Origin of the sequence: Variovorax boronicumulans (assembly GCF_030812215.1) — a bacterium.
Classification (GTDB): domain Bacteria; phylum Pseudomonadota; class Gammaproteobacteria; order Burkholderiales; family Burkholderiaceae_C; genus Variovorax; species Variovorax boronicumulans_C.
Map to the genome: position 1 here is coordinate 475,085 of NZ_JAUSSG010000002.1, position 26,408 is coordinate 501,492.

Sequence of the window (26,408 nt, forward strand, 5' to 3'; positions counted from 1 at the left end):
TTCATGCCCGACTTCCGCTCACCCGATTTCCTGATCGACCACATCCGGCACACGCTGGCCTTCTACGAACCGCGCGACACCGATCCTTCAGGCGGCTTCTTTCATTTCTTCAAGGACGACGGCACGGTCTACGACCGCCGCACGCGCCACCTGGTGAGCAGCACGCGCTTCGTGTTCAACCACGCGAACGCCTACCGCGGCTTCGGCAACGCGGCGGACCTGGACGCCGTGCGGCGCGGCCTGGCCTTCCTGCGGCGCGCGCATGCGCTGCCCGGCGGCGGCTACGCATGGCAGATCGACTGGCACGAAGGCCGCGCCACGGTGCTGGACGGCACCCAGCACTGCTACGGCCTGGCCTTCGTGCTGCTCGCGCACGCGCACGCGCTGATGGCCGGCGTGAGCGAGGCACGTGCAGGACTTGAACATGCGTGGGACCTGATGGAGCAGCATTTCTGGGAACCGCGCCACCACCTGTATGCCGACGAGGCCACGGCCGACTGGCGCGTGTCGCCCTACCGCGGCCAGAACGCCAACATGCACGCCTGCGAAGCGATGATGGCCGCCTTCGAGGCAACGCAAGAGGCGCGCTACCTCGACCGCGCGCTCGCACTCGCCGAAGCCGTGACGGGGCAGCAGGCCGCGCTGGCCAATGGCCTCGTGTGGGAGCACTACCGCGCCGACTGGTCGGTCGACTGGGACTTCAACCGCGGCGACCGCAGCGACATCTTCAGGCCCTGGGGTTTCCAGACCGGCCACCTGACCGAGTGGGCCAAGCTGCTGCTGCAGCTGGAACGCCTGCTGAATGCGCAAGGCACCGAAGCCGACTGGATCGTGCCGCGCGCCCGGCACTTCTTCGACACCGCGATGTTCCGCGGCTGGGATGCGGACAACGGCGGGCTGGTCTACGGCTTTGCGCCCGACGGCTCGGTGTACGACGGCGACAAGTATTTCTGGGTGCAGGCCGAGAGCTTCGCCGCCGCCGCCCTGCTCGCGCTGCGCACCGGCGATGCGAGCTACTGGAACTGGTACGACAGCATCTGGGCGTATTCGTGGAAACACTTCGTGGACCACAGGCACGGCGCGTGGTATCGCATCCTCACGCCGCAGAACCAGAAGATCAGCGATGAAAAGAGCCCGGCCGGCAAGACCGACTATCACACGATGGGCGCGTGCTACGACGTGCTGAAGGCGCTGGACAGCGCCGTGAAGTAACCGGTCGACGGTCGCGATCCGCACAAGTCTTGTGCGGTTTCGCATCTACACGGCAGCGCTGCCGCTTCGTACGCTTCAGGCTTCTTTTTTTCACCCAGAGAAGCCGCATGAAGCACCCCAGCATCCGCACCCTCACCGGCGCCCAGCCGACGACCCATCTCGACCCATCCACGACGGCATTGCTCGCGATCGATTTCCAGAACGAATATTTCGACGGCCGCATGCCCATTCCCGATGGCCCGGCGGCGCTGCGCCAGGCGAGGCGCCTGATCGACTGGGCGGACCGGCATGCGATGCCGGTGTTCCATGCGCAGCACCTCGCGCCCGCGGACAGCCCGATCTTCGCGGAGGGCAGCAAGGCCTTCGGCATCCACGCCGAACTGCGTCCGGCCGCGCATCACACCGTGCTGACCAAGGCGACGCCGAGCGCCTTCGCGGGCACTTCGCTGGAAGCGGAACTGCAGGCGCGCGGCATCAAGACGCTGCTCCTCACCGGACTCATGACGCACATGTGCGTCTCGGCCACGGCCTTCGACGCCGCGCCGCGCGGCTACCAGAGCCTGATCGTGAGCGACGCCTGCGCGACGCGCGACCTGGACCTGGATCAGGAAGACGGCGGCGGCGTGCTGGGCCATCGCGAGCTGCATCGCGCCGCCTTGCGCGGCGTGTCGGACGTGGTGGCCGAAGTGCGCACGACCGACGACGTGCTGCGCTTGCTCGATCAGTCGCTGCAGCCTGCCTGAGCGGCTGGCTGCAAGCAGCGCGCAGCGGCGAAATCCACGAACGCGCGCACCTTCGGCGACAGGTGCCGGTTCTGTGGATAGAGCGCGTAGAGGTTCAGCCGCTGCTGGCTGAACCCAGCCAGCACGCGCACCAGCTCACCTCGCGCGACCTGCTCGCGCACGAGGAATTCCGGAGACGCCGCGAGCCCCGTGCCGGCCAGCGCGGCCGCGCGCAGCACGATGCCGCTGTTGGCCTGCAACCTGCCGCCCACGTCGACCGTGTGGACGCTGCCGTCTTGCGCGGTGAAGCTGGGCTGGCCGGCCTTCCCCGCGAGCGAATAGTTGAGGCATTGGTGCGCGCGCAGGTCGGCGGGAACGGCAGGCGTGCCGTGTTGCCGGAGATAGGCGGGCGATGCCACCCACCACTCCTCGAAGCCGGCGAGGCGCTTGACGATCAGCGTCGAATCCGAGAGCGAGTAGGCAAGGCGCAGGCCCACGTCGAAGCCCTCCTCGATCAGGTCGACGAAGCGGTCGTTGCAGACGAGATCGACCCTGACCCGAGGATGCGCGTCGAGAAAGGCGGGCAGCCATTGCGCCAGCGCTTCCAGGCCGAAGGACATCGGCGCGTTGATGCGCAGCAGGCCCGTCGGCTCGACCTGGTGCTGCGCCACGAGGAGCGCCGCGGCCTCGACCTGGTCGAGGATCTGGCGGCTGTGTTCGTAGTAGGTCTGGCCGGCTTGCGTGAGGGCGAAACGCCGTGTCGTGCGGTTGAGCAACTGCACGCCCAGGGCGGTTTCCAGTTGCTTCACGTGGCGCGAGACGACGGTGTGCGAAACATCCATCGCCTCGGCGGCGGCGGTGAAGCCGCCGGCCTCGACGACCGCACGAAAAGCCTTCATGGCGGTGAACTGGTCCATGCGGGAAGCTGCCTTTCGAAAGAAACCCCCAGGGCTCTTGCGAAGCCTGGGGGTGACGGTGACGGGGTGATGGAAACCGCGAGGTCAGTGCGCGCCGGCTGCGGCGTCGCCGCCGGCGCCGCCCTTCTGCGGCTTGGCCAGCCACACCAGCGGAATCAGCAACAGGAACAGAATCGCCGACGCATAGAAGATGTCGTTCGTCGCCAGCATGTAGGCCTGCTGGTCAACGAGGCGGTTGATCTGCCCCATCACCTGGTCTGCGCTGAAGCCGCTGCTGGAGAGCCCCGACATCGCACTGGTGGCCGCGCTGTTGCCCTGGTTGATGGATTCCGCAAGCTGCGCGTGGTGCAGCGTCGCACGGTTGTCCCACAGCGTGGTGGTGAGCGAGGTGCCCATGGCGCCGGCGGTGATCCGCAGGAAATTCGACAACCCCGAGGCGGCGGGAATGCGGTCGGGCGTGAGGCCCGAGAGCGTGATCGTCACCAGCGGAATGAAGAAGAACGCCATCGCGATGCCCTGGATGATCGTCGGGATGATGATCGTCACGAAGTCGGCCTGCGTGTTGAAGTTCGACCGCATCCACAGGATCAGCGCGAACACCAGGAACGAGAACGTTGCATAGCGGCGCGGGTCGATCTTGGCCACCGTGAGCCCGACGATCGGCGAGAAGAAGATCGCCAGCAGCCCCACCGGCGCCATGATCATCCCCGCCTGCGTGGCGGTGTAGCCCATCCATTGCTGCAGCCACAGCGGCAGCAACACCACGTTGCCGAAGAACAGGCCGTAGGCCACCGCCGTTGCCACCGCGCCCGACCAGAAATTGCGGCGCTTGAAGAGCGACAGGTCGACCACGGGGTGCTTGTCGGTCAGCTCCCAGATCAGGAAGAACGCGAAGCCAACCACGGCGACCACCGCCAGCGTGACGATCTGCGCCGAGTGGAACCAGTCGAGCTCCTTGCCCTTGTCGAGCATGAGTTGCAGCGAGCCGACCCACAGCACCAGCAGCGCGAGGCCGATGGCATCGATGGGCACCTTGTGCGTGTTGCTCTCGCGCTTGCGATAGAGCGCCCAGGTGATGGAAGCCGCGACGATGCCCACCGGAATGTTGATGTAGAAGATCCACGGCCACGAGATGTTGTCGGTGATCCAGCCGCCCAGCAGCGGTCCCATCACCGGCGCGACCAGCGTGGTCATCGACCACATCGCCATCGCGAGCCCCGCCTTGGCCTTCGGATAGCTGGACAGGAGCAGCGTCTGCGACAGCGGAATCATCGGGCCCGCGACAAAGCCCTGCAGCGCGCGGAACAGGATGAGCGTGGTCATGTTCGGCGCGAGGCCGCACAGGAGCGAACTGATCATGAACAGGATCACGCTCGCCATGAACAGGCGCACCTGGCCGAAGCGCTGGGTCATGAAACCCGTGAGCGGCACCGCGATGGCGTTGGCCACCGCGAAGCTGGTGATGACCCAGGTGCCCTGCGTGGTGCTCACGCCCAGGTCGCCCGAGATGGCTGGCAACGACACGTTCGCGATCGAGGAATCGAGCACGTTCATGAAGGTTGCCGCGGACAGCGCGATCGTGCCCCACACGCGGGCGGAGCCCTCGAGCGGTGCGTGCGCTATGTAAGCGGGAGCGGCGGTGGCCATTGCGCGTGCTTCTTTATGTCAAGCGAAGCGGGCAACGATCAACCGGGCTGGCCCTGCACCGCCACCTGAGCGCCGGTGGCCGGCGTCGCAGCCGGATGCTTCGCGGGCACGCTCGTGGTGCTCGCGGCATTCGCCGAAGCGCTGCGGCCGAGGTTGGCCGCGACGATGCGGTCCACTTCGGCATCGGCGCCGCGATCGAGCTGGCTGTAGACCTGCGTCTGCGTGAGCGCGCTGCCGCGCGGTGCGTCGGCGAGCATCTTGCCGCTCTTGGAGGAGATGTCGATCTCGGCGTCCATCGACAGGCCGATGCGCAGCGGGTTGGCCTTGAGCTGCTCGGGGTCGAGCGCGATGCGCACGGGCACGCGCTGCACCACCTTGATCCAGTTGCCGGTGGCGTTCTGCGCAGGCAGCAGTGCGAACGCGCTGCCGGTGCCCACGCCCAGGCCGGCGACCTTGCCGTCGTACTCGACCTTCTTGCCGTAGACGTCGGCCGTGAGCTTCACGGGCTGGCCGATACGGATGTTGCGCAGCTGCACTTCCTTGAAGTTGGCATCGACCCACAGCTGGTTGAGCGGCACGATCGACATCATCGGCGTGCCGGCGGCCACGCGCTGGCCGAGCTGCACGGTGCGCTTGGCGACGTAACCGTCGACCGGCGCGGGCATCGCGACGCGCTGCGTGGCGAGGTAGGCCTCGCGCACCTTGGCGGCGGCGGCCAGCACGCTGGGGTGCTGGGCGACGCTGGTGCCTTCGGTCAGCGACTGGTTGCTGACCAGCGCTTCCTTCGCGGCGACCACTCCGGCCTGCGCGGCGGCGAGCTGGCTCTTGGCCGTGTCGAGCTGCGTTTCGGCGTGGTTGAGTTCTTCCTTCGACACCGCGCCGTTGCCCGACAGCGCGCGGCGGCGTTGCAGGTCGTCCTGTGCCTTGGCGATGTCGCTCTGGGCCTTGACGATGTCGGCCTGGCGCAGCGTGATCTGCGCGGCCAGCGACCCGTTGTTGGCGTAGAGCGTGCGCGTCTGGCGCACGGTCTGGGCCAGCGCGGCCTCGGCCTGTTCGAGAGAGACCTTGGCATCGGCCGGGTCGAGCTGCACCAGCGGCTGGCCGGCCTTCACGAAGTCGGTGTCGTCGGCGTTGATGGCCATGACGGTGCCGCCGATCTGCGGCGTGATCTGGATGACATTGCCCTGCACGTAGGCGTTGTCGGTGTCCTCGTAGTGGCTGGCGACCAGCCATTCGTAGAGGCCCCAGCCGCCGCCGGCGACGATGACCACGGCTGCCAGTGCGGTCAGCGCGCGGCGGCGCTTGCCGTTGCCGGCGGGCGCTTCGGGTGCAACAGGGGCTGCGGAAGCAGCGGACGTCGGAGTGTTGTTGTCGCTCATGATGAATTTCTTTCCGAAAACGAGGGAGTCGGGAGCCGTGTCGGCGCGGTTCCGTTCAGTTCACTGCGGCCGTCGGGGCCGATGCCGTGGCAGTCGAAGTCGCCGGGGGCTGCCAGCCGCCGCCGAGGGCCCGCGCGAGGCCCACCTGGGTGTCGAGCGCACGCGCGGCGAGATCGACCGCCAGCCGGCGCTGCGCCAGCACGGAGGTTTCCGCCGTCAGCACGTTGAGGTAGTTGCCCAGCCCCGCGCGGTAGCGCTGCACGGCGATGTCGTAGGCACCTTCGGCGGCCGTTTGCGCGGCGCGCTGCTCGGTCTGCTGGCGGGTGATCGACTGCGCACTCGACACCTGGTCGGCCGCATCGCGCACCGCGTCGATGACCGTCGCGTTGTAGCTTTCGACCGCCACGTCCAGGTCGGCCGACTTGCCGCGCAGGTTGGCGCGCAGCCGCCCGCCTTCGAAGATCGGCAGGCTGATGGCCGGGCCCACGCCCCACTGCTCGCTGCCCGACTTGAGCAGCTTGCCGAAGCCCAGGCTCTGGAAGCCGGCGAAGGCCGTGAGGTTCACGTTGGGATAGAACTGGGTCTTGGCATTGGCCACGTCGCTGGTGGCCGCCTCGACGCGCCAGCGAGCGGCGGCGATGTCGGCGCGGCGACCCAGCAGGTCGGCAGGGATGTTGGCCTGCAGCGCCATCGGCTTGACGCCGGCGAGCACCGGCGGCTTGAGCGAGGCCGACGCGTTGGGCTGGCCGACGAGCGCGTCGAGCGCGTGCTGCTGCAGTGCGATCTGCTCGTTGAGCGCTTCGATCTGCTGGCGCGCTTCGGGCAGGCCGCCTTCGCTCTGGCGCAGTTCGAGACGGGTGTCGAGGCCGGCGGAAACGCGGTCGCGCACGAGCTTCAGGGTTTCGTCGCGCTGGGCCAGCGTGCGTTGCGCCACGGTGAGCTGGTCGTTCAGGCGCGCCCACTGGAAGTAGCTGCGTGCGACGTTGCTGGCGAGCAGCACGCGGGCGGCATCGGCATCGGCCGCTGCTGCATTGGCGGCGCCGATGGCGGTGTCCAGCGCGGTGCGGTTCTTGCCGAAGAAGTCGAGCTCCCAGCTCGCGCCGAGCTGCAGCAGGCCGATGTTCTGCGTCGAGCCGCCGAGCGGTGCCGGGTAGATGTAGTTGCTGTTGAACTTCTGGCGGTTCAGGTCGAGCTCGCCGTTGACCTTGGGCTTGAGCGCCGCACCCGCGATGTCCGCCGAGGCCTGCGCACGCGCGAGGCGGGCCTGCGCGACCTGCAGGTTCGGGTTGCCGGCCACGGCCTGGTCGATGAGCGTGTTGAGCTGCGTGTCGCCGAAGGCGAGCCACCACTGGGCGTCGAGCTTGGAAGCCGGTGCAGCGGCGCTGTCGGGCGCGATGCCCAGCGACGACGCATCGCGCAGTTTGGCCTGCGAGCCGATGCCGGCCATGTCGGCACAGCCGGCCAGCGCCACCAGCAGCAACGCGGCTGCCACGACAGGAGTGCGACGCACAGCGCGCACGGCGAAGGAATCATTCATTTTTATCTCCACGGGCCGCGAGGGCCTGCGCGTTGTCGAGGATGCGGCGCAGGTAGCCCTTGAGCTGCTCCCATTCCTCGGTGGTGAAACCTGCCAGGTGCTCGTTCTGCACGCGGCTGAGCACGTAAGGCACTTCCTTTGCGGCGGCACGGCCTTCGTCGGTGAGCTCGATGTTGACCACGCGGCGGTCTTCCAGCGAACGCACGCGGCGGCACAGGCCCTTGGCTTCGAGGCGGTCGAGCAGCCGCGTCATCGCGCCGGTGTCGAGCTCGCAGGCCCGGGCCAATTCGGCCACTGTGGTGGCCGCGCCGATGTGCAGCTTGTACAGCGGCACCCATTGCGGATAGGTCGGGCTGCCCGGCTCGCACATGCGGGTTTCCACCGACTGACCCACCGCCGAGACGATGCGGCGCATCAGGTAGCCGATGCTTTCCTCGGCGCGATAGTCCTCCGCCCGATAGAAGACAGGGGGCCGACGCACAGCGTCATCGGAGACCGACGAGGCCTTGGGAATGTTTGCATCGCTCATGGGCCGAAATATTAGCTGCCGAGGCAATTATTGTCAAGGCTGCCTTTGTAGCGGCAGCGGTCGGTAGAATCCGCGCCCATGGCTTCCTCCCCACCGTCTTCCATGGCCAAGGGCTCGCCCCGGTCGCTGTCGGGCCTGAGCCCCTTTCTTCGCCCCTACCGCGTGCAGATCGTGCTGGCGGGCGTTTTCCTGGTGATGGCGGCCATCACGACGCTGGCTTTTCCGCTGGCGCTGCGCAGCCTCATCGACGGCGGGCTGATCAACCCCGACAAAGGCGCCCAGACCATGGCGCTGCGCGAGCACTTCGGCGCCCTCTTCGCCGTGGCCGTGGCACTGGGCCTGTTTTCAGCTGCACGCTTCTATACGGTGAGCTGGCTCGGCGAGCGCGTCACCGCGGACCTTCGCAATGCGGTCTACGGCCACGTGCTGCACCAGAGCCCAGCCTTCTTCGAGACCACGCAGACAGGCGAAGTGCTCTCGCGCCTGACGGCCGATACGACGCTGGTGCAAACGGTCGTCGGCTCGTCCCTCAGCATGGGCCTGCGCAATGCGGTGATGGGCGTGGGCGCGCTGGCCGTGCTGGTCTGGACCAACCCCTATGTGATGGTGCAGGTGCTGGGGATCCTCGTGCTGGTGGTGCTGCCGAGCATGTGGTTCGGCCGGCGGGTGCGCAAGCTCTCGCGCGCCAGCCAGGACCGCGTGGCCGATTCGAGCGCCATCGCCGCCGAAGTGTTGAATGCGATTCCGGTGGTGCAGAGCTACACGGCCGAGTCGCGCGAGGCGGCCCGCTTCGACGCCTCGACCGAAAACGCCTTCCGCACCGCCGTGCGCCGCACCAAGGCGCGTTCGGTGCTGGTGGCCTTCATCATCATCGCGACCTCGGCGGCGCTGCTCTGGGGCCTCTACCAAGGCACGCAAGCCGTGCTGCGCGGCGACATCACGGCGGGCCATCTCGGACAGACCGTGGTCTACGTGGCCATCCTCGCGAGCGCGACGGCCGTGCTCGGCGAGGTGTACGGCGACCTGCTGCGCGCAGCCGGCGCCACCGAGCGCCTGATGGAACTGTTGCATGCGCCAGCCGTGATCACTTCGCCGCCCAATCCGACGGTCACACCAGTTCCAGCCGCGGGCAGTGCGATCAAGCTCGATGCGGTGACCTTCCACTACCCCTCACGGCCCGGCACGCCGGCACTGCGCGACTTCAGCCTCGACATCGCTCCTGGCGAAACGGTGGCGCTGGTCGGCTCCAGCGGCGCGGGCAAGAGCACGGTGTTCCAGTTGCTGCTGCGCTACTACGACCCGCAGTCGGGGCAGCTGCTGCTCGACGGCGCACCGCTCGCATCGCTCGCGCTGCCCGACCTGCGCACCCGCATCGGTCTTGTGCCGCAGGACGCGGTGATCTTCTCGGCCAGCGCGTTCGAGAACATCCGCTATGGCCGGCCCGATGCCACGGCCGACGAGGTGCATGCAGCCGCCCGCGCCGCGTTCGCGCACGACTTCCTGACAACGTTGCCCGAGGGCTACGACACCTTCCTCGGCGAACGCGGCGTGCGCCTCTCCGGCGGCCAGCGCCAGCGCATCGCCATTGCACGCGCGATCCTCAAGAACCCGCCCTTGCTGCTGCTGGATGAGGCCACCAGTGCGCTCGATGCGGAGAGCGAGCGCATGGTGCAGGCTGCGCTCGAATCGGCGATGGAAGGCCGCACGACGCTGGTCATCGCCCACCGCCTGGCGACCGTGCAGAAGGCCGACCGCATCATCGTGCTGGACCACGGCGGCATCGTCGAACAGGGGACGCACGCGGCGCTCGTGGCGCAAGGCGGGGTCTACGCCCGCCTCGCCGCGCTTCAGTTCACGGCCTGAGCCGCGGGGCGGTTGGTTACTGCAGCGTCTCTTTGAGCGCTGCGGGCATCGGCAGCGGCATCACCGCGATGCCCTCGTCGAGCAGCGCTTCGGTCTGCTCGGGCGTCGCCTGTCCACGGATGCCGCGCTCCTCCGTTTCGCCGTAGTGCATCTTGCGGGCTTCCTCGGCAAAGCGGTCGCCGACGTCTTCGGTCTTGGCGATGACCTCGCGCACGGCGCGCATCCAGCGGGCTTCGGGAGAGAGTTGAGCCGGCACCTGCGAAGGTGCGGCAGGCGCCGCTTCTGCCGCCGGCGCCTTGGCATTGCCGAGATTGAGGCGCGGCGCGCTCAGCAACTTGACGATGGCGGTGTCGCCGCAAACCGGGCATTCGACCAGCCCCCCGGCAAGTTGCGTCTCGAAGGCCTCATTGGACGCGAACCAGCCTTCGAAGCCGTGGCCATGCGCGCAGCGGAGATCGAGGACCTTCATGCGCGGATTATCCCGCGCCGCCTTGCGACGCCGCCGCTTTCCAGTCGAGTGCCCATGCGCCGGAAAGGACGTTCTGCAACCAGAGGGTGCAGGTCAGCGTCTTGGCGTCGGTCACCGTGCCGTCGCCGCACCAGCCGGCCAACTCCTGCGGCGTGGCGGTGAACACATCGAGGAATTCACCATGGTCGAGCTGCCGCTCGCCAAGCGAAAGGCCACGCGCAAAGTAGATATGGATGATCTCGGTCGAGTACGCCACCGCCAGGTGCATCGCACCCGCATGCGCCCATTCGCGCGCGGTGTAGCCGGTTTCCTCGAGCAGCTCGCGCTGTCCGCAGACCAGCGGGTCTTCGCCCGGATCGAGCTTGCCAGCCGGAAACTCGACCATCACATGGCCCACCGGATAACGGAACTGCCGCTCCAGCACCACGCGGCCATCGTCAAGCAGCGGAATCACCACCACCGCGCCGGGATGCACCACGTACTCGCGCGTGGCGTTGTGGCCGTCGGGCAGGCGGATGGTGTCGCGCTTGGCCTGCAGGAACTTGCCCTTGAAGAGCTCTTCGCTGCTGACGAGCTCTTCCTTCAGGTGCGAATCGGCGATGGGAGACGTCATGTGGTCAGTGCCTGTGTTTCATCAGGTAGCGCCAGGTGAACCCTGGAAAGGCCAGCACGATGAAGAGCGCGCCGGTCACCGCATAGAACTCCCAACCCTGCGGCGAGATCTGCCCCGCCCTGCGTTCGAACAAGAGGCCGATGCCGCCGGCAATGAAGTACAGCACCACGAGTTCGGCAACGCGGATCGCGAGCGACTTGCGTCCCGCAGGCAGCGGCACGGCGCCGAACAGGCGCTCGTTGAAGAACGGCAGGTTGGCGGCCACAAGTGCCACCAGCAGGACGACCCAGACCGACGCGGTTTGCGACACCGTGGGCCGGCCGCGTCAGTGGGCCAGCGTGGCCGCGATGGCCTCGTAGCACAACGTCATCAGGCCCCCGGGCACGACGCCGAGAATCAGGATCAGCGCGCCATTGATCGTGAGCACGGTGCGCACGTCGAACGATGCCGACACCGTGGTGGCCGTGACCGGTGCGTCGAAGTACATGACCTTGACCACGCGCAGGTAGTAGAAGGCGCCGACCAGCGACATCATCACGGCGAACACCGCGAGGCCGATGTAGATGGCCTGGCCCGAGGCGATCAGCGCCTGCAGCACGGCCAGCTTCGCGTAGAAGCCGACCAGCGGCGGCAAGCCTGCCAGCGAGAACATCGCGATGGCCATCACGCCGGCGTACAGCGGGCTGCGCTGGTTGAGGCCTGCGAGATCGGTGATCTCTTCGCTCTCGAAGCCTTCACGCGCCAACAGCAGGATGATGCCGAAGCTCGCGAGCGTGGTCAGCACGTAGGTCACGATGTAGAACATCGAGGCGCTGTAGGCCGCCTGTGCGTTCTGCGTGCCCGACAGGTCCGAACCGGCGACCAGGCCCAGCAGCATGAAGCCCATCTGCGAGATGGTCGAGTAGGCCAGCATCCGCTTGAGGTTGCTCTGCGCGATGGCGGCTAGGTTACCGATCAGCAGCGAGGCGATGGCCAGCACGGCGAGCATCTGCTGCCAGTCGATCGCGAGCGGTTGCAGGCCGTCCACCAGCAGGCGGATGATGATGCCGAAGGCAGCCAGCTCGGGCGCGGCACCAATCAGCAGCGTGACAGCCGTGGGCGCGCCCTGGTAGACGTCAGGCACCCACATGTGGAAAGGCGCTGCCCCCACCTTGAACGCCAGGCCGGCCACGATGAACACGAGACCGAACACCAGCACCTGATGGTTGACCTTGCCGGTCGAGATGGCCTTGAACACTTCATTCAGGTCGAGCGAGCCGGTCGCGCCGTACATCATCGAGAGGCCATACAGCAGGAAACCGCTGGCCATCGCGCCGAGCACGAAGTACTTCATCGCCGCTTCGCTGGCCACCGCGTTGTCGCGGCGCAGCGCCACGAGCGCGTAGCTCGAGAGCGTGAGCAGTTCCAGGCCCAGGTAGATCAACAGGAAGTTGCTGCCCGAGATCATCACGAACATGCCCAGCAGCGCAAACATGCTGATGGTGAACAGTTCGCCGCCACGCAGCATCTCGCGGTCGGCCGCATACGGACGGCCGTAGATCAGCGTGACCATCAAGGCGATGGTGGAGAAGCACTTGAGCCAGTTGCCCATCGAGTCGCTCACGACCATGCCGCCGAAGCCGTACGAGGTCTTGCCGTCGAGGGCGGCCATGCCTGTGAGCACGGCCACGACCAGCAGCGTGAGCAGCGTCAGCACATAGGTGCGGGTGCGGCGCGGGCTCGTGTCCGACAGGTCGACCAGCGCAATGATGCAGGCCATGACCAGCAACACGATTTCGGGGTAGATCGTGACCCAGCTGAGTTTGTCAATCATCTCGTTCTCTTGTCTTCAGCGTGGCATCAGGAGGGCAGTTTCGAAACTGCCACGTGGCGCAGGAGCTCGGTCACCGAGGCGTCCATCGCATCGGTGAAGGGCTTCGGATACAGGCCCATCCACAACACGGCGATCGCCAGCAGCGACAGCATCAGGAACTCGCGGGCGTTGATGTCGGTGAGTTCCTTGACGTGGTCGTTGCCGACCGGGCCGAGGTACACGCGCTTGTACATCCAGAGGGTGTATGCGGCGCCGAAGATCAGCGCGGTGGCTGCCCCCAGGCCGATCCAGAAGTTGGCCTTCACGGCGCCCAGGATCACCATCCACTCGCCCACGAAACCGGCGGTGCCCGGCAGGCCGCAGTTGGCCATGGCGAACAGCAACGCGAACGCGGCGAACTTGGGCATGGTGTTGACCACGCCGCCGTAGTCGGCGATCTGGCGCGAGTGCACGCGGTCGTACAGCACGCCGATGCCCAGGAACATGGCGCCCGAGACGAAGCCGTGGGCAATCATCTGCACGATGCCGCCGGACACGCCGAGCTCGTTGAAGATGAAGAAGCCCAGCGTCACGAAGCCCATGTGGGCGACCGACGAGTAAGCCACCAGCTTCTTCATGTCCTGCTGCACCAGGGCAACCAGACCCACGTAGATCACCGCAATCAGCGACAGCGCGATCATGAGCCAGGCCCATTCGTGCGACGCGTCGGGAGCGATGGGCATCGAGAAGCGCAGGAAGCCGTAGGCACCGAGCTTCAGCATGATCGCGGCCAGCACGGCGGAGCCACCGGTGGGTGCCTCGACGTGCACGTCGGGCAGCCACGTGTGGACTGGCCACATCGGTACCTTGACGGCGAAGGCCGCGAAGAAGGCAAAGAACAGGAAGGTCTGCGCGGTCGAACCCAGCGGCAGCTTGTGCCAGGCCAGGATGTCGAAGCTGCCGCCCGACTTGTTGTACAGGAAGATCAGCGCCACCAGCATCAGCAGCGAGCCGAGCAAGGTGTAGAGGAAGAACTTGAACGCCGCGTAGATCTTGTTCGGGCCGCCCCAGATGCCGATGATCAGGTACATCGGGATCAGCGTGGCTTCGAAGAACACGTAGAACAGGATGCCGTCGAGCGCGGAGAACACGCCGATCATGAAGCCCGACAGGATCAGGAAGGCGCCCATGTACTGGTTCACGCGCTCGGTGATCACTTCCCAGGCCGAGATGACGACCACGACCGTGATGAACGAGGTCAGCAGCACCATCCACAGCGACAGGCCGTCAAGACCGATGTGGTAGTTGACGTTGAAGCGGGAGATCCAGCTCGTCTTCTCGACGAACTGCATGGCGGCGGTTCCGTTCTGGAAGCGCGTGAACAGCGGCACCGTGACCAGGAAGCTCACGATGGCACCGACGAGCGCGACCCAGCGCACGCCCTTGGCATGCTCTTCGCGGCCAAACGCCAGCAGCACGGCGCCGAATGCGATCGGCACCCAGATGGCAAGGCTCAACAAACCCATTTTTCTTTTTCTCCAGCGTTCGGGCTCAGCGTTTGAACCAGACGAAGTACGTCATCAGGATGAAGATGCCGAGCAGCATCGCGAAGGCATAGTGATAGATGTAGCCCGACTGCACCCAGCGCACCACGCTGGAGACACGGCCGATCACTTTCCACGAACCATTGACCACGGCACCGTCGATCAGGGCCTGGTCGCCGCCCTTCCACAGGCCCGTGCCGAGCAGGCGCGCACCGCGGGCGATGATGTTCTCGTTGATCCAGTCGAGGTAGTACTTGTTCTCGAGCAGGTTGTAGATCGGGCTGCACGCGCGTTTGATCGCGGCCGGCAGCGCCGGGTTGATCATGTACATGTAGAACGACAGCACCACGCCGGCCAGCGCCAGCCAGAACGGCGCGGTCTGCAGGCCGTGGATCGCCATGGCGACCGGGCCGTGGAAGGCTTCCTTCAGTTCGCCCATCGCGTGGTGCTTGGCACCGTCCACGAAGATCGCGTCCTTGAAGAAGCTGCCGAACAGCATCGGATCGATGGTCATGAAACCGATCACCACCGAGGGAATCGCCAGCAGCACCAGCGGCAGCCAGACCACCCAGGGCGACTCGTGCGGCTTGTGAGCGTCATGGCCGTGGCCGTGATCGTCGTGGCCATGGGCATCGTGCGCATGGTCGTCGTGGTGCGCATCGGGATTCTGGTCGTAGCGTTCCTTGCCGTGGAAGACCAGGAAGTACATGCGGAACGAATAGAACGCCGTGACGAACACGCCGGCCAGCACCGCGTAGTACGCGAAGTTCGCGCCCCACAGGTGGCTCTCGTGCACCGCCTCGATGATGCTGTCCTTCGAGTAGAAGCCGGCGAAGAACGGCGTGCCGATCAGCGCGAGCGAACCCAGGAGCGACGTGATCCAGGTGATCGGCATGTACTTGCGCACGCCGCCCATCCAGCGGATGTCCTGGTTGTGGTGCATGCCGATGATCACCGAGCCCGCGCCGAGGAACAGCAGCGCCTTGAAGAACGCGTGCGTCATCAGGTGGAACACCGCGACCGAGTAGGCCGAGGCACCGAGCGCCACGGTCATGTAACCCAGCTGCGAGAGCGTCGAGTACGCGACCACGCGCTTGATGTCGTTCTGGATGATGCCGAGGAAACCCATGAAGAGCGCTGTGATGGCGCCGATCACGAGGATGAAGCTCAGGGCCGTGTCGCTCAGCTCGAACAGCGGCGACATGCGCGCCACCATGAAGATGCCGGCCGTCACCATCGTTGCCGCGTGGATCAGCGCGGAGATGGGCGTCGGGCCTTCCATCGAGTCGGGCAGCCACACGTGCAGCGGGAACTGCGCGCTCTTGCCCATCGCGCCAATGAACAGGCAGATGCAGATCACGGTGATCAGCATCCACTCGGTGCCGGGGAAGGTGATGCCGGCCAGCGTGTTGGCCTTGGCGAAGGCTTCGCCGTAGTTCAGCGTGCCGGCGTAGGCCGCGATGAGGCCGATGCCGAGGATGAAACCAAAGTCGCCCACGCGATTGACCAGGAAGGCCTTCATGTTCGCGAAGATGGCCGTCGGCTTGTTGAACCAGAAGCCGATCAGCAGGTATGACACCAGGCCCACCGCTTCCCAGCCGAAGAACAGCTGGAGCATGTTGTTGCTCATGACGAGCATCAGCATCGAGAAGGTGAACAGCGAGATGTATGAGAAGAAGCGGTTGTAGCCGTCGTCTTCTTCCATGTAGCCGATGGTGTAGATGTGCACCATCAACGACACGAAGGTCACCACGCACATCATCATGGCCGTGAGGCCGTCGACCAGGAAGCCCACTTCCATCTTCAGGCCGCCGACGATCATCCATTCGTAGAGCGTGGCGTTGAAGCGGGCGCCGTCGACCACCACGCTCTTGAGCGTCATGGCCGAGATGATGAAGGCGACGAGCACGCCGAGGATGGTCAGCGAATGCGTGACCTTGCGGCCGATGTGATTGCCGCCGAACTTGGTGCCGAAGAGACCCGCGAGGGCGGCGCCGGCCAGGGGTGCCAGAGGCACGGCCAGCAATGTGGATGCGGAAAGGGTTGCGCTCATGTTGATTTCAACCCTTGAGCGAGTTGAGCTCGTCGACGTTGATGTTCGACTTGTTGCGGAACAGCAAGACCAGCAGGGCCAGGCCGATGGCCGACTCGGCCGCCGCCACCGTCAGGATGAAGAACACGAAGATCTGTCCGTGCATGTCGCCCAGGTAGTGCGAGAAAGCCACGAAGTTCATGTTGACCGCCAGGAGCATCAGCTCGATGGCCATCAGCAGCACGATCAGGTTCTTGCGGTTCAGGAAGATGCCGATCACCGACAGCGCAAAGAGCATCGCGCCGAGCGAGAGGAAGTGTCCGAGCGTGATCGTCATGCCTTGTTTTCCTTTGCCGCGTCAGCCGGTGCCGCTTCCGCCACGGGTTCGGCCGCACGCGTCACAGGCATCTGCACGATGCGCACGCGGTCGCGCGCCTTCACACGCACCTGGTCCGACGGGTTGGTGTACTTGCTGTCCTTGCGGGTGCGCAGCGTCAGTGCAATGGCGGCCACGATGGCCACGAGCAGGATGACCGCGGCGATTTCCAGCGGATAGAGGTACTCGGAATAGAGCAGCTTGCCCAGTTCCATCGTGTTCGAGGTGTTGGGCGAGGTGACCGCCATGGCGCGCGGTGCTTCGCCGAGGCGAAAGCCCCCCATCAGCACGGCCGCCATTTCGAGCGCGATCAGCGCGCCCACGCCGGCCGCGAGCGGGAAGTGCTTCCAGAAGCCCTGCCGCAAGCTGTCGACGTTGATGTCCAGCATCATCACGACGAAGAGGAACAGCACCATCACGGCACCGACATACACCAGCACGAGCGAGATCGCGAGGAACTCGGCGCGCAGCAGCAGCCAGATGGCCGAAGCCTGGAAGAAAGCCAGCACCAGGTACAGCGCGGCGTACACGGGATTGCGGGCGGTGATGACGCGGAAAGCCGCAAAGAGCAGCACCGCGGCAAACAGATAGAACAGACCGGTCTTGACGTCCATTGGAATTCGAGTGGGTACGGGTTTCGGGCTGGACGGATCAGCGGTACTTGGCGTCGGCCGCCTTGTTCGCTGCAATTTCTTTTTCGTAGCGGTCGCCCACGGCCAGCAGCATGTCCTTGGTGAAGTACAGGTCGCCGCGCTTTTCGCCGTGGTATTCGAAGATGTGGGTCTCCACGATCGAGTCGACCGGGCAGCTCTCTTCGCAGAAGCCGCAGAAGATGCACTTGGTCAGGTCGATGTCGTAGCGCGTGGTGCGGCGCGAGCCGTCGTCACGCACATCGGATTCGATGGTGATCGCCAGCGCCGGGCAGACGGCTTCGCAAAGCTTGCAGGCAATGCAGCGCTCTTCGCCGTTGTCATAGCGGCGCAGTGCGTGCAGGCCGCGGAAACGCGGCGACAGCGGCGTCTTCTCTTCGGGGAACTGCACCGTGATCTTGCGGGCGAAGGCGTACTTGCCCGTGATCGCCAGGCCCTTGAACAATTCGAACAGCATGAAGCTGCCGAGGAAGTCCTTCAGCGAGAACGGCGCGGACGGTGTTGCGGTGTGCGCAGCAGACATGATGTTGGCGCTTCCAGTTATTTCCAGATGTTGAACGGCGTCTGCATCCAGCCACCGACCACGACCAGCCACACCAGGGTGACCGGAATGAAGATCTTCCAGCCCAGACGCATGATCTGGTCATAACGGAAGCGCGGGAACGTCGAGCGAACCCACAGGAACATGGTGACCACGCAGAAGGTCTTGAGGCCCAGCCAGATCCAGCCCGGAATGAAGGCGAGGAACTCGAACGGAGGCAGCCAGCCACCAAGGAACAGGATGACGGTCAGGATCGAGACCAGCCACATGTTGGCGTACTCGGCCAGGAAGAACATCGCGAAGCTCATGCCCGAGTACTCGATCATGTGGCCCGCAACAATTTCCGATTCGCCTTCCACCACGTCGAACGGATGGCGGTTGGTCTCGGCCAGGCCCGAGATGAAGTAGACGACGAAGATCGGCAGCAGCGGCAGCCAGTTCCAGGACAGGAAGCCAAGCCCCAAGTCATGGAACATGCCCTTGCCCTGCACCGTGACGATGTCGCTCATGTTCAGGCTGCCGGTGACCATCAGCACCACGACGAAGCAGAAGCCCATCGCAATTTCGTAGCTCACCATCTGCGCCGAAGCGCGCAGCGCGCCGAGGAACGCGTACTTCGAGTTCGACGCCCAGCCGGCAATGATCACGCCGTACACCTCGAGCGAGGTGATGGCCATCACGAACAGCAGGCCGGCGTTGATGTTGGCGAGCGCCACATCGGGGCCGAAGGGAATCACGGCCCATGCGGCGAGCGCCGGCATGATGGTCATGATCGGGCCGAGCAGGAACAGCCCCTTGTTGGCAACCGTCGGAAGAATGATTTCCTTGGTCATCAGCTTGAGCGCGTCGGCGATCGGCTGGAGCAGGCCCAGCGGTCCGATGCGGTTGGGGCCGATGCGGATCTGCGTGAAGCCGATGGCCTTGCGTTCCCACAGCGTGAGGTACGCCACGGCGCCCATCAGCGGGATCACGACCACGATGATCTTGATCAGCGTCCAGATCACGGGCCATGCCACGGCCGTCCACCAGCCTGCGGCAACCAGTCCCTGGCCGAAGCCATGAATCGCGTCGATCATGCCAATGCCTCCTCGGCCTGACCCGATGCGACCGGCGCGGTCGAAGCGTTGCGCGCATCGGCGGTCAATTGCAACGACGGGGCGCGGCGCACGATGGAATCGAGCTGGTAGATGCTCGCGACCACAGGTGCCTGTGCGGTGCCGCTGGATGCGACAGCGTTGATGGCCGTTGCGGCCGTTGCGTTGTTCAGCGCATTGGCCGGCACGGTGCCGCCCTCGCCTACCGTCTTGAGCACTTCAGCGGTCGATTCGAACGCGAAGCCGGGCAGGCCGAGCAGGTTGGCCAGCACACGCAGCACCTTCCACGCCGGACGCGCTTCGCCTTGCGGCTTCACGACGGCATGGAAACCCTGCAAGCGACCTTCGGCATTGACGAACGTGCCGGGGGTTTCGGTAAACGGGGCGATGGGCAGCAGCACGTCGCTGAATTCGAGGTTGGCCTTGAACGGGCTCAGCGTGACGACCATCTGCGCATTGCCGATGACATCGGCGGCGGCAGCACCGGCGGCCGAGTCGAACACCGGTTCGGTGTTCAGCAGCAGCACGGCCTTCAGGCCGGAGCCCGCGGCGAGCATGCGGCCGGCATCGAGGCCGCCGTTCTTCGGGAAGGCGCCGACGAGCTGCGCGCCCACGGTGTTGGCAGCTTCGGTCAGGTAGCCGACGGTCGCGCCGGTCTGTGCGCCGATCCAGTTCGCGAGGGCCAGCAGGCTGCTGGCTTGTGCGTGGTGGGCGGCGGCATTGCCGAGCAGGATGACCTTGCGTTCGCCGCCCAGCAGCGATGCTGCGATGGCTTGCGCGGCGGCATCGGGTTCGTTCTTCGGCGCCAGCGGTGCAGCAACACCGTTGGTCTTGCCGATGGCGGCGGCAACCGCGGCCAGCGCTTCGACCCATTGGTCTGCGTCGACGATGGTCGACTGCGCCACGCTGATGGCCCAGGCTTCGCGGTCGGCCATCAAGCCGGCCGAGGTGATCACCGACAGCGCGGCGCCCTTGCGCACGGCCTGGCGGATGCGCTGCGCGAACAGCGGGTGGTCCTTCCGCAGGTTCGAGCCGACAACCAGCGCGCGTTGCACTTGCGTGAGCGAGGCGATCGAGGTGCCGAGCCAGCGCACGCCTTCGAACGCCGTGAATTCGGCGTTGCGCAGGCGATAGTCGATGTTGTCGCTGCCCAGTTCACGCGTGAGCATGGCGGCGAGCTGCAGCTCTTCGAGCGTGCTGTGCGGGCTGACCAGCGTGCCGATGCTTTGCGCACCATGGTCGGTCTTGATCTGCTTCAGGCCATTGGCCACGTATTCGAGCGCGGTCTGCCAGTCGACCTGCTGCCATTGGCCGCCTTGCTTGAGCATGGGCTGCGTCAGGCGTTCCGGGCCGTTGAGCGCTTCATACGAGAAGCGGTCGCGGTCGGCGATCCAGCATTCGTTGACGTCTTCGTTCTCCAGCGGCACCACGCGCATCACGCGGTGGTTCTTGACCTGGACGATCAGGTTCGAGCCGGTGGAATCGTGCGGGCTCACCGACTTGCGGCGCGACAGTTCCCAGGTGCGGGCGCTGTAACGGAAAGGCTTGCTCGTGAGCGCGCCGACCGGGCAGATGTCGATCATGTTGCCCGAGAGTTCCGAGTCGACCGAGTCGCCGAGGAAAGTCTCGATTTCGGAGTGTTCGCCGCGTTGCGTCATGCCCAGCTCCATCACGCCGGCCACTTCCTGGCCGAAGCGGACGCAGCGCGTGCAGTGGATGCAGCGGCTCATCTCTTCCATGCTGATCAGCGGGCCGACGTCCTTATGGAAGACGACGCGCTTTTCTTCTTCGTAGCGCGAAGAAGAACCGCCGTAGCCGACGGCCAGATCCTGCAGCTGGCATTCGCCGCCCTGGTCGCAGATCGGGCAATCCAGCGGGTGGTTGATCAGGAGGAACTCCATGACCGACTGCTGCGCCTTGATGGCCTTCTCGCTCTTGGTGCGAACGATCATGCCCTGCGTGACGGGTGTGGCGCAGGCCGGCATCGGCTTGGGCGCCTTTTCCACGTCGACCAGGCACATGCGGCAGTTGGCCGCGATGCTGAGTTTCTTGTGATAGCAGAAGTGCGGGATGTACGTGCCTGCCTTGTCGGCCGCATGCATGATCATGCTGCCTTCGGTCACGTCGACCTTCTTGCCGTCGAGTTCGATTTCAACCATATATGTATTTCTCGGGCTCAGGCCTGAACGGGCGCTTTCGGGACGTAGCCCGGAATCAAGGCCTCGAACTCGTGACGGAAGTGCTTGATCATGGCGCGCACCGGCATTGCCGCTGCATCGCCGAGGGCGCAGATGGTGCGGCCCTGGATGTTGTCTGCCACGGAGTTGAGCAGGTCCATGTCGGTCGCCTTGCCCTGCCCGTTGTGGATGCGGTCCACCACGCGGTAGAGCCAGCCCGTGCCTTCGCGGCACGGTGTGCACTGGCCGCAGGACTCGTGCATGTAGAAGTACGACAGGCGCTTGAGCGACTCGACCATCGAGCGGCTGTCGTCCATGACGATCACCGCGCCCGAGCCCAGCATGGAGCCGGCCTTGGCGATGGAGTCGTAGTCCATGGTGCAAGCCATCATGATGTCGGCCGGCAGCACCGGCGACGACGATCCACCGGGGATCACGGCCTTGAGCGTGCGGCCCTTGCGGACACCGCCGCACAGTTCGAGCAGCTTGGAGAACGGCGTACCCATCGGCACTTCGTAGTTGCCCGGCAGCTCGACGTCGCCGCTCACCGAATAGATCTTGGTGCCGCCGTTGTTCGGCTTGCCACATTCGAGATACGCCGGACCACCGTTGTTGATGATCCAGGGCACCGCCGCGAAGGTCTCGGTGTTGTTGATCGTGGTCGGCTTGCCGTACAGGCCGAAGCTCGCCGGGAACGGTGGCTTGAAGCGCGGCTGGCCCTTCTTGCCCTCGAGCGATTCGAGCAACGCGGTTTCTTCGCCGCAGATGTAGGCGCCGAAGCCGTGGGCGGCGTGCAACTGGAAGTTGTACGTGCTGCCCATGATCTTGTCGCCGAGGTAGCCGGCGGCGCGCGCTTCTTCGAGGGCTTCCTCGAAGCGATCGTAGCTCTGGAAGATCTCGCCGTGGATGTAGTTGTAGCCCACGCTGATGCCCATCGCATACGCGGCGATGGCCATGCCTTCGATCACGATGTGCGGGTTGAACTGCAGGATGTCGCGGTCCTTGCACGTGCCCGGCTCGCCTTCGTCGGAGTTGCAGACGAGGTACTTCTGGCCCGGAAACTGGCGGGGCATGAAGCTCCACTTCAGGCCCGTCGGAAAACCGGCACCGCCACGGCCGCGCAGGCCCGAGGCCTTGACTTCGGCGATCACCTGGTCGGGCGTGAGGCCCTCGGTGAGGATCTTGCGCAGCGCCTTGTAGCCGCCACGCGCTTCGTAGTCGGCCAGGCGCCAGTTGGTGCCGTTCAGGCCCGCGTAGATCTGCGGTTCGATGTGGCGGTCATGGAAACAGGTCTGGACGCCTGTGGCCTGGAACTGCTGGAGTACTTGTTCGGGCGACATCAGGCAGCCTCCCCTTTGGTCGAAGCACGCAGGCCTTCGATGAGCTGGTCGAGCTTCTCGTTGCTCATGAAGCTGCACATGGTGCGGTCGTTGACCAGCATCACGGGTGAGTCGGCACAGGCGCCCAGGCACTCGCTTTGCTGCAACGTGAACAGGCCGTCGCCGGTCGTCTCGCCCATCTTGATGCCGAGCTTCTTCTCGAGGTGGACGAGCGCGGTGACGCCGTCGCGCAGCTGGCACGGCAGGTTGGTGCACACGTTGAGCTTGAACTTGCCCACCGGATGCTGGTTGTACATGTTGTAGAAGGTCGTCACTTCGTGCACGGCAATGGGCGCCATGCCGAGGTAGTCGGCAATCTCGCGCTCGCGCTGCATGCTGACGTAGCCTTCGTCCTGCTGGACGATGGCCAGGCACGCCATCACGGCGGATTGCTTGCCGGCTTCGGGGTATTTGGCGACCTCGCGCGCGAAACGCTCGAGGATTTCAGCCTTCAACGGCGCCGAGGGCGCCGTGTCGTGGTGATGGGTCGAGGAAGTCGTCATTCGCTCTTTCTCACCTGTCGATTTCGCCGAACACGATGTCCATCGTGCCGATCACCGCGACAGCGTCGGCGATCATGTGACCGCGCGACATTTCGTCGAGGGCGGCGAGGTGCGGGAAGCCAGGGGCGCGGATCTTCAGGCGGTAGGGCTTGTTGGCGCCGTCGCTCACGAGATAGATGCCGAACTCGCCCTTCGGATGCTCGACAGCGGCATAGGCCTCGCCTTCGGGCACGTGGAAGCCTTCGGTGAAGAGCTTGAAATGGTGGATCAACTCCTCCATGTTCGCCTTCATCGATTCGCGCGCGGGCGCAGCGACCTTGTGGTTGTCGGTGATCACCGGGCCGGGGTTGGCGCGCAGCCATGCCGAGCACTGCTGGATGATCTTGTTGGCCTGGCGCATTTCTTCGACACGCACGAGGTAACGGTCGTAGCAGTCGCCGGTCTTGCCCACGGGCACGTCGAACTGCATCCGGTCGTAGACGTCGTAGGGCTGCTTCTTGCGCAGGTCCCATTCGATGCCCGAGCCGCGCAGCATAGGGCCGGTAAAGCCCAGGTTCAGCGCGCGCTCCGGCGTCACGACGCCGATGCCCACGGTGCGCTGCTTCCAGATGCGATTGTCGGTGAGCAGCGTCTCGTACTCGTCGACCATCTTCGGGAAGCGCTTGCAGAAGTCATCGACGAAGTCGAGCAGCGAACCCTGGCGGTTTTCGTTCAGGCGCTCGATGGCCTTCGCGTTCTTGATCTTGCTGACCTTGTACTGCGGCATCGCGTCCGGCAGGTCGCGGTAGACGCCACCCGGACGGAAGTACGCCGCGTGCATGCGCGCGCCGGAGACGGCCTCGTACATGTCGAACAGGTCTTCACGCTCGCGGAAACAGTAGATGAGCATGTTCATCGCGCCGCAGTCGAGACCGTGCGCACCGAGCCACAACAGGTGGTTCAGCAGACGCGTGATCTCGGCGAACATCACGCGGATGTACTGCGCGCGGATCGGCACATCGAGGCCCATCATCCGCTCGATGGCGAGGCAATAAGCGTGCTCATTGGACATCATCGACACGTAGTCGAGGCGGTCCATGTACGGCAGCGACTGGATGAAGGTGCGCGATTCGGCGAGCTTTTCGGTCGCGCGGTGCAGCAGGCCGATGTGCGGGTCGGCACGCTGGATCACTTCGCCGTCCAGCTCGAGCACCAGGCGCAACACGCCGTGGGCGGCCGGATGCTGCGGGCCGAAGTTGAGGGTGTAGTTCTTGATTTCGGCCATATCAGTGCAAACCGCCGCCGTAGTTGTCTTCGCGGATCACGCGTGGCGTGATTTCCCGCGGCTCGATCGAGACCGGCTGGTACACGACGCGCTTCTGTTCTTCGTCGTAACGCATCTCGACGTGACCCGACACCGGGAAGTCCTTGCGAAACGGGTGGCCGATGAAGCCGTAGTCGGTCAGAATACGACGCAGGTCGTCGTGGCCATCGAACACGATGCCGTAGAGGTCGAACGCTTCGCGCTCGAACCAGGTCGCGGCATTCCAGACGGGCTGCAGCGAATCGACCACGGGCAGGTCTTCGTTCGGCGCAAACACCTTCAGGCGCACGCGCTGGTTGAGACTCACAGACAGCAGGTGCGAGACGACGCCGTAGCGCTCGCCTTGCCACTCGCCTTCGCGATAGTCGGAATAGTCCATGCCGCAGAGGTCGATCAGCTGCTCGAAGCGGCAGCCGGGCGCATCGCGCAACAGCGTGGCAGCCTCGATGTAGTCGGCTGCACCCACCACGACAGTCACCTCGCCCAGTGCGAGCGTGACGCTCTTGGCCTTGGCGCCGAGCGTCTCGGCGATGGTGGCGCGCAGCACCTCCGGCGAAATTGCAAAGTCAGTCATCGTCGGCAATCCCTCAGGCGCGGGCAATGGTGTTGGTGCGGCGAATCTTCTGCTGCAACTGGATCACGCCGTAGAGCAGCGCTTCGGCGGTGGGCGGGCAACCCGGAACGTAGACATCGACCGGCACGATGCGATCGCAGCCACGCACGACCGAATAGCTGTAGTGGTAGTAGCCACCGCCATTGGCGCACGAGCCCATGGAGAGCACCCAGCGCGGCTCGGGCATCTGGTCGTAGACCTTGCGCAGCGCCGGCGCCATCTTGTTGCACAGCGTGCCGGCCACGATCATCAGATCGGACTGGCGCGGGCTGGGACGGAACAGCATGCCAAAACGGTCGATGTCGTAGCGGGCGGCGCCCGCATGCATCATTTCGACCGCACAGCATGCGAGGCCGAACGTCATCGGCCAGAGAGATCCGGTCTTCGCCCAATTCACCACCGAGTCATAGGTGGTGGTGACGAAACCTTCTTTGAGAACGCCTTCAATGGCCATCGTGTGCTTTCCTTGTCATTCCCAGTCGAGCGCGCCTTTTTTCCACTCGTAGATGAAACCCACGACGAGGATGGCGAGAAAGATCATCATGGCCCAGAAGCCGACAGCACCGATCTCCTTGAGCGCAATGGCCCACGGGAAAAGAAAGGCAATTTCGAGATCGAACAGGATGAAGAGAATGGCAACGAGGTAATAGCGCACATCGAACTTCATGCGCGCATCCTCGAAGGCTTCGAAGCCGCACTCGTAGGGAGCGTTCTTCGCAGCGTCAGGCCGATTGGGGCCGAGGATGTATCCGATGACTTGGGGGGCGACGCCTACGCCGACTCCGACCAAAATGAACAAAAGGACGGGAAGGTAGGAATCGAGGTTCATCGAGAATTTTTCACCGCTTGCCACCGGCAAGAAGAACCTCTGGATGAGGTTTTCTGCCGATGAGATTTGGTGCGGTCGGCGAGACTCGAACTCGCACAGCTTTCGCCACTACCCCCTCAAGATAGCGTGTCTACCAATTTCACCACGACCGCGGTTTTTGCTGTTCAGATGGCATGAGGTACCGGTTAAGGCATTTGGCTTTCTGAACAGCTTTAGAGTTTACCCTGAAATACAGCCGTTTCTCGCTGACGACTGCATGAAAACGACTGGATTACTTGTTCGGAATCTGACCGGCGCCCGAAACGGGTGCGGCAGGTGCCGATGCGGGTGCGCTCGGAGCGCCTGCACCAGGGATCTCGCCTGCTGCGCCAGATGCCGGCTTGGCCGGTGCAGCGGGCGTGCCCACGGCTGCGCGCTCAAGGAGGCTGCCGCCGCCCGCAGGACGCGCATGGCTGAAGTACGCAAGCAGCAACGTGCATGCGAAGAACACCGCAGCCAGCACGGCCGTGGTGCGCGAGAGGAAGTTCGCGCTGCCACTGGCACCGAACAGGCTGCCGGCACTGCCGCTGCCGAAGGCGGCGCCCATATCGGCACCCTTGCCGTGCTGGACCAGGATCAGGCCGATCATCGCCAGGGCCGCCAGCATTTGCACGCCGACCAGAAGGTTGAGGACCACGTTCATTCGTT

The 26,408-nt window shown here is 65.1% G+C and carries 26 protein-coding genes and 1 tRNA gene; 3 read left to right on the forward strand and 24 right to left on the reverse strand.

The window, feature by feature from the left end; genetic code table 11:
• The first annotated feature begins 3 nt into the window (after window positions 1-3).
• Both J2W23_RS08510 and J2W23_RS08515 read left to right on the forward strand, forming a co-directional pair.
• Complete coding sequence (locus J2W23_RS08510; protein WP_176656453.1) at window positions 4-1,212, forward strand: AGE family epimerase/isomerase; 1,209 nt, start codon at window positions 4-6, stop codon at window positions 1,210-1,212.
• A gap of 107 nt (window positions 1,213-1,319) precedes the next feature.
• Window positions 1,320-1,955, forward strand: coding sequence for a cysteine hydrolase family protein (locus J2W23_RS08515; RefSeq protein WP_307648396.1), 636 nt, complete (start codon window positions 1,320-1,322; stop codon window positions 1,953-1,955).
• Here J2W23_RS08515 and J2W23_RS08520 read toward each other — a convergent pair.
• The 5 genes from J2W23_RS08520 to J2W23_RS08540 all read right to left on the reverse strand — a co-directional run bounded on the left by J2W23_RS08520 (window position 1,934) and on the right by J2W23_RS08540 (window position 7,943).
• Window positions 1,934-2,851: a LysR family transcriptional regulator gene (locus tag J2W23_RS08520; RefSeq protein WP_307648397.1), complete on the reverse strand. Its 918-nt coding sequence runs from the start codon at window positions 2,849-2,851 to the stop codon at window positions 1,934-1,936. The two genes, J2W23_RS08515 and J2W23_RS08520, sit on opposite strands and share 22 nt — an antisense overlap.
• 84 nt (window positions 2,852-2,935) lie before the next feature.
• Window positions 2,936-4,498 (reverse strand): DHA2 family efflux MFS transporter permease subunit, encoded by a 1,563-nt coding sequence (locus J2W23_RS08525; RefSeq protein ID WP_176656450.1) that lies wholly within the window; start codon window positions 4,496-4,498, stop codon window positions 2,936-2,938.
• Window positions 4,499-4,536: 38 nt separating this feature from the next.
• Window positions 4,537-5,877: an efflux RND transporter periplasmic adaptor subunit gene (locus tag J2W23_RS08530; RefSeq protein WP_176656449.1), complete on the reverse strand. Its 1,341-nt coding sequence runs from the start codon at window positions 5,875-5,877 to the stop codon at window positions 4,537-4,539.
• Between the two features lie 55 nt (window positions 5,878-5,932).
• Window positions 5,933-7,414, reverse strand: coding sequence for an efflux transporter outer membrane subunit (locus J2W23_RS08535; RefSeq protein WP_307648398.1), 1,482 nt, complete (start codon window positions 7,412-7,414; stop codon window positions 5,933-5,935).
• Entirely contained in the window at window positions 7,407-7,943 is a 537-nt protein-coding gene (locus tag J2W23_RS08540; RefSeq protein ID WP_176656447.1) for a MarR family winged helix-turn-helix transcriptional regulator, read from the reverse strand. Before J2W23_RS08540 ends, J2W23_RS08535 begins: the two co-directional genes overlap by 8 nt.
• Window positions 7,944-8,021: 78 nt before the next feature.
• On the opposite strand from J2W23_RS08540, the gene J2W23_RS08545 reads away from it, so the two are divergent.
• Window positions 8,022-9,806: an ABC transporter transmembrane domain-containing protein gene (locus J2W23_RS08545; protein ID WP_307648399.1), complete on the forward strand. Its 1,785-nt coding sequence runs from the start codon at window positions 8,022-8,024 to the stop codon at window positions 9,804-9,806.
• 16 nt (window positions 9,807-9,822) lie between these two features.
• Here J2W23_RS08545 and J2W23_RS08550 read toward each other — a convergent pair whose 3' ends face one another.
• The 19 genes from J2W23_RS08550 to secG form a co-directional block, all read right to left on the reverse strand.
• Window positions 9,823-10,275, reverse strand: a complete 453-nt coding sequence (locus J2W23_RS08550) for a DUF1178 family protein (protein ID WP_307648400.1) — start codon at window positions 10,273-10,275, stop codon at window positions 9,823-9,825.
• Window positions 10,276-10,282: 7 nt separating this feature from the next.
• Window positions 10,283-10,888 (reverse strand): NUDIX domain-containing protein, encoded by a 606-nt coding sequence (locus J2W23_RS08555; RefSeq protein WP_307648401.1) that lies wholly within the window; start codon window positions 10,886-10,888, stop codon window positions 10,283-10,285.
• A gap of 4 nt (window positions 10,889-10,892) precedes the next feature.
• Window positions 10,893-11,198 carry a DUF2818 family protein gene (locus J2W23_RS08560; protein ID WP_176656443.1) on the reverse strand — a complete coding sequence of 102 codons (306 nt, stop codon included), beginning with the start codon at window positions 11,196-11,198 and terminating at the stop codon, window positions 10,893-10,895.
• 15 nt (window positions 11,199-11,213) lie between these two features.
• The gene (gene nuoN, locus J2W23_RS08565) at window positions 11,214-12,701 is read right to left on the reverse strand and encodes an NADH-quinone oxidoreductase subunit NuoN (protein WP_176656442.1); all 1,488 of its coding nucleotides are present in this window, start codon (window positions 12,699-12,701) and stop codon (window positions 11,214-11,216) included.
• 26 nt (window positions 12,702-12,727) lie between these two features.
• Complete coding sequence (locus tag J2W23_RS08570; RefSeq protein ID WP_176656441.1) at window positions 12,728-14,206, reverse strand: NADH-quinone oxidoreductase subunit M; 1,479 nt, start codon at window positions 14,204-14,206, stop codon at window positions 12,728-12,730.
• Between the two features lie 25 nt (window positions 14,207-14,231).
• Window positions 14,232-16,277, reverse strand: a complete 2,046-nt coding sequence (nuoL, locus tag J2W23_RS08575) for an NADH-quinone oxidoreductase subunit L (RefSeq protein ID WP_176656440.1) — start codon at window positions 16,275-16,277, stop codon at window positions 14,232-14,234.
• A 7-nt stretch (window positions 16,278-16,284) separates the two neighbouring features.
• On the reverse strand, window positions 16,285-16,593 hold the full coding sequence (gene nuoK / locus J2W23_RS08580; RefSeq protein WP_176656439.1) for an NADH-quinone oxidoreductase subunit NuoK: 309 nt from the start codon (window positions 16,591-16,593) through the stop codon (window positions 16,285-16,287).
• On the reverse strand, window positions 16,590-17,246 hold the full coding sequence (locus J2W23_RS08585; protein ID WP_176656438.1) for an NADH-quinone oxidoreductase subunit J: 657 nt from the start codon (window positions 17,244-17,246) through the stop codon (window positions 16,590-16,592). Before J2W23_RS08585 ends, nuoK begins: the two co-directional genes overlap by 4 nt.
• 37 nt (window positions 17,247-17,283) lie before the next feature.
• Complete coding sequence (nuoI, locus tag J2W23_RS08590; RefSeq protein WP_176656437.1) at window positions 17,284-17,805, reverse strand: NADH-quinone oxidoreductase subunit NuoI; 522 nt, start codon at window positions 17,803-17,805, stop codon at window positions 17,284-17,286.
• 17 nt (window positions 17,806-17,822) lie between these two features.
• Entirely contained in the window at window positions 17,823-18,899 is a 1,077-nt protein-coding gene (gene nuoH / locus J2W23_RS08595) for an NADH-quinone oxidoreductase subunit NuoH (protein WP_176656436.1), read from the reverse strand.
• On the reverse strand, window positions 18,896-21,076 hold the full coding sequence (gene nuoG, locus J2W23_RS08600; protein ID WP_307648402.1) for an NADH-quinone oxidoreductase subunit NuoG: 2,181 nt from the start codon (window positions 21,074-21,076) through the stop codon (window positions 18,896-18,898). Before nuoG ends, nuoH begins: the two co-directional genes overlap by 4 nt.
• A 17-nt stretch (window positions 21,077-21,093) precedes the next feature.
• Window positions 21,094-22,434, reverse strand: a complete 1,341-nt coding sequence (gene nuoF, locus J2W23_RS08605; protein ID WP_176656434.1) for an NADH-quinone oxidoreductase subunit NuoF — start codon at window positions 22,432-22,434, stop codon at window positions 21,094-21,096.
• Entirely contained in the window at window positions 22,434-22,976 is a 543-nt protein-coding gene (locus tag J2W23_RS08610) for an NADH-quinone oxidoreductase subunit NuoE family protein (protein WP_307648403.1), read from the reverse strand. The genes nuoF and J2W23_RS08610 overlap by 1 nt, the downstream gene beginning before the upstream one ends.
• 10 nt (window positions 22,977-22,986) lie before the next feature.
• Window positions 22,987-24,240: an NADH-quinone oxidoreductase subunit D gene (locus J2W23_RS08615; protein WP_176656433.1), complete on the reverse strand. Its 1,254-nt coding sequence runs from the start codon at window positions 24,238-24,240 to the stop codon at window positions 22,987-22,989.
• A 1-nt stretch (window position 24,241) separates the two neighbouring features.
• Window positions 24,242-24,853 (reverse strand): NADH-quinone oxidoreductase subunit C, encoded by a 612-nt coding sequence (locus J2W23_RS08620; protein ID WP_176656432.1) that lies wholly within the window; start codon window positions 24,851-24,853, stop codon window positions 24,242-24,244.
• Window positions 24,854-24,866: 13 nt separating this feature from the next.
• Window positions 24,867-25,346 carry a NuoB/complex I 20 kDa subunit family protein gene (locus tag J2W23_RS08625; protein ID WP_007837763.1) on the reverse strand — a complete coding sequence of 160 codons (480 nt, stop codon included), beginning with the start codon at window positions 25,344-25,346 and terminating at the stop codon, window positions 24,867-24,869.
• A 15-nt stretch (window positions 25,347-25,361) separates the two neighbouring features.
• Window positions 25,362-25,721 (reverse strand): NADH-quinone oxidoreductase subunit A, encoded by a 360-nt coding sequence (locus tag J2W23_RS08630; RefSeq protein WP_041943881.1) that lies wholly within the window; start codon window positions 25,719-25,721, stop codon window positions 25,362-25,364.
• A 67-nt stretch (window positions 25,722-25,788) separates the two neighbouring features.
• Window positions 25,789-25,873: transfer RNA gene (locus J2W23_RS08635), tRNA-Leu, on the reverse strand.
• A 119-nt stretch (window positions 25,874-25,992) separates the two neighbouring features.
• Complete coding sequence (gene secG, locus J2W23_RS08640; RefSeq protein ID WP_013542413.1) at window positions 25,993-26,403, reverse strand: preprotein translocase subunit SecG; 411 nt, start codon at window positions 26,401-26,403, stop codon at window positions 25,993-25,995.
• Window positions 26,404-26,408: the final 5 nt, after the last annotated feature.

Bases quoted from the DNA above. Each gene is read 5' to 3' on its own strand.
- J2W23_RS08620 (WP_176656432.1), bottom strand. From the start codon at position 24,853: ATGACTGACTTTGCAATTTCGCCGGAGGTGCTGCGCGCCACCATCGCC.
- J2W23_RS08615 (WP_176656433.1), bottom strand. From the start codon at position 24,240: ATGGCCGAAATCAAGAACTACACCCTCAACTTCGGCCCGCAGCATCCG.
- J2W23_RS08540 (WP_176656447.1), bottom strand. From the start codon at position 7,943: ATGAGCGATGCAAACATTCCCAAGGCCTCGTCGGTCTCCGATGACGCT.
- nuoN (WP_176656442.1), bottom strand. From the start codon at position 12,701: ATGATTGACAAACTCAGCTGGGTCACGATCTACCCCGAAATCGTGTTG.
- J2W23_RS08585 (WP_176656438.1), bottom strand. From the start codon at position 17,246: ATGGACGTCAAGACCGGTCTGTTCTATCTGTTTGCCGCGGTGCTGCTC.
- J2W23_RS08550 (WP_307648400.1), bottom strand. From the start codon at position 10,275: ATGAAGGTCCTCGATCTCCGCTGCGCGCATGGCCACGGCTTCGAAGGC.
- nuoL (WP_176656440.1), bottom strand. From the start codon at position 16,277: ATGAGCGCAACCCTTTCCGCATCCACATTGCTGGCCGTGCCTCTGGCA.
- J2W23_RS08555 (WP_307648401.1), bottom strand. From the start codon at position 10,888: ATGACGTCTCCCATCGCCGATTCGCACCTGAAGGAAGAGCTCGTCAGC.
- nuoK (WP_176656439.1), bottom strand. From the start codon at position 16,593: ATGACGATCACGCTCGGACACTTCCTCTCGCTCGGCGCGATGCTCTTT.
- J2W23_RS08510 (WP_176656453.1), top strand. From the start codon at position 4: ATGCCCGACTTCCGCTCACCCGATTTCCTGATCGACCACATCCGGCAC.
- J2W23_RS08625 (WP_007837763.1), bottom strand. From the start codon at position 25,346: ATGGCCATTGAAGGCGTTCTCAAAGAAGGTTTCGTCACCACCACCTAT.
- nuoG (WP_307648402.1), bottom strand. From the start codon at position 21,076: ATGGTTGAAATCGAACTCGACGGCAAGAAGGTCGACGTGACCGAAGGC.
- J2W23_RS08545 (WP_307648399.1), top strand. From the start codon at position 8,022: ATGGCTTCCTCCCCACCGTCTTCCATGGCCAAGGGCTCGCCCCGGTCG.
- J2W23_RS08530 (WP_176656449.1), bottom strand. From the start codon at position 5,877: ATGAGCGACAACAACACTCCGACGTCCGCTGCTTCCGCAGCCCCTGTT.
- J2W23_RS08535 (WP_307648398.1), bottom strand. From the start codon at position 7,414: ATGAATGATTCCTTCGCCGTGCGCGCTGTGCGTCGCACTCCTGTCGTG.
- nuoI (WP_176656437.1), bottom strand. From the start codon at position 17,805: ATGTCTGCTGCGCACACCGCAACACCGTCCGCGCCGTTCTCGCTGAAG.
- J2W23_RS08520 (WP_307648397.1), bottom strand. From the start codon at position 2,851: ATGGACCAGTTCACCGCCATGAAGGCTTTTCGTGCGGTCGTCGAGGCC.
- J2W23_RS08570 (WP_176656441.1), bottom strand. From the start codon at position 14,206: ATGGGTTTGTTGAGCCTTGCCATCTGGGTGCCGATCGCATTCGGCGCC.
- J2W23_RS08630 (WP_041943881.1), bottom strand. From the start codon at position 25,721: ATGAACCTCGATTCCTACCTTCCCGTCCTTTTGTTCATTTTGGTCGGA.
- J2W23_RS08515 (WP_307648396.1), top strand. From the start codon at position 1,320: ATGAAGCACCCCAGCATCCGCACCCTCACCGGCGCCCAGCCGACGACC.
- J2W23_RS08525 (WP_176656450.1), bottom strand. From the start codon at position 4,498: ATGGCCACCGCCGCTCCCGCTTACATAGCGCACGCACCGCTCGAGGGC.
- secG (WP_013542413.1), bottom strand. From the start codon at position 26,403: ATGAACGTGGTCCTCAACCTTCTGGTCGGCGTGCAAATGCTGGCGGCC.
- nuoF (WP_176656434.1), bottom strand. From the start codon at position 22,434: ATGTCGCCCGAACAAGTACTCCAGCAGTTCCAGGCCACAGGCGTCCAG.
- nuoH (WP_176656436.1), bottom strand. From the start codon at position 18,899: ATGATCGACGCGATTCATGGCTTCGGCCAGGGACTGGTTGCCGCAGGC.
- J2W23_RS08610 (WP_307648403.1), bottom strand. From the start codon at position 22,976: ATGACGACTTCCTCGACCCATCACCACGACACGGCGCCCTCGGCGCCG.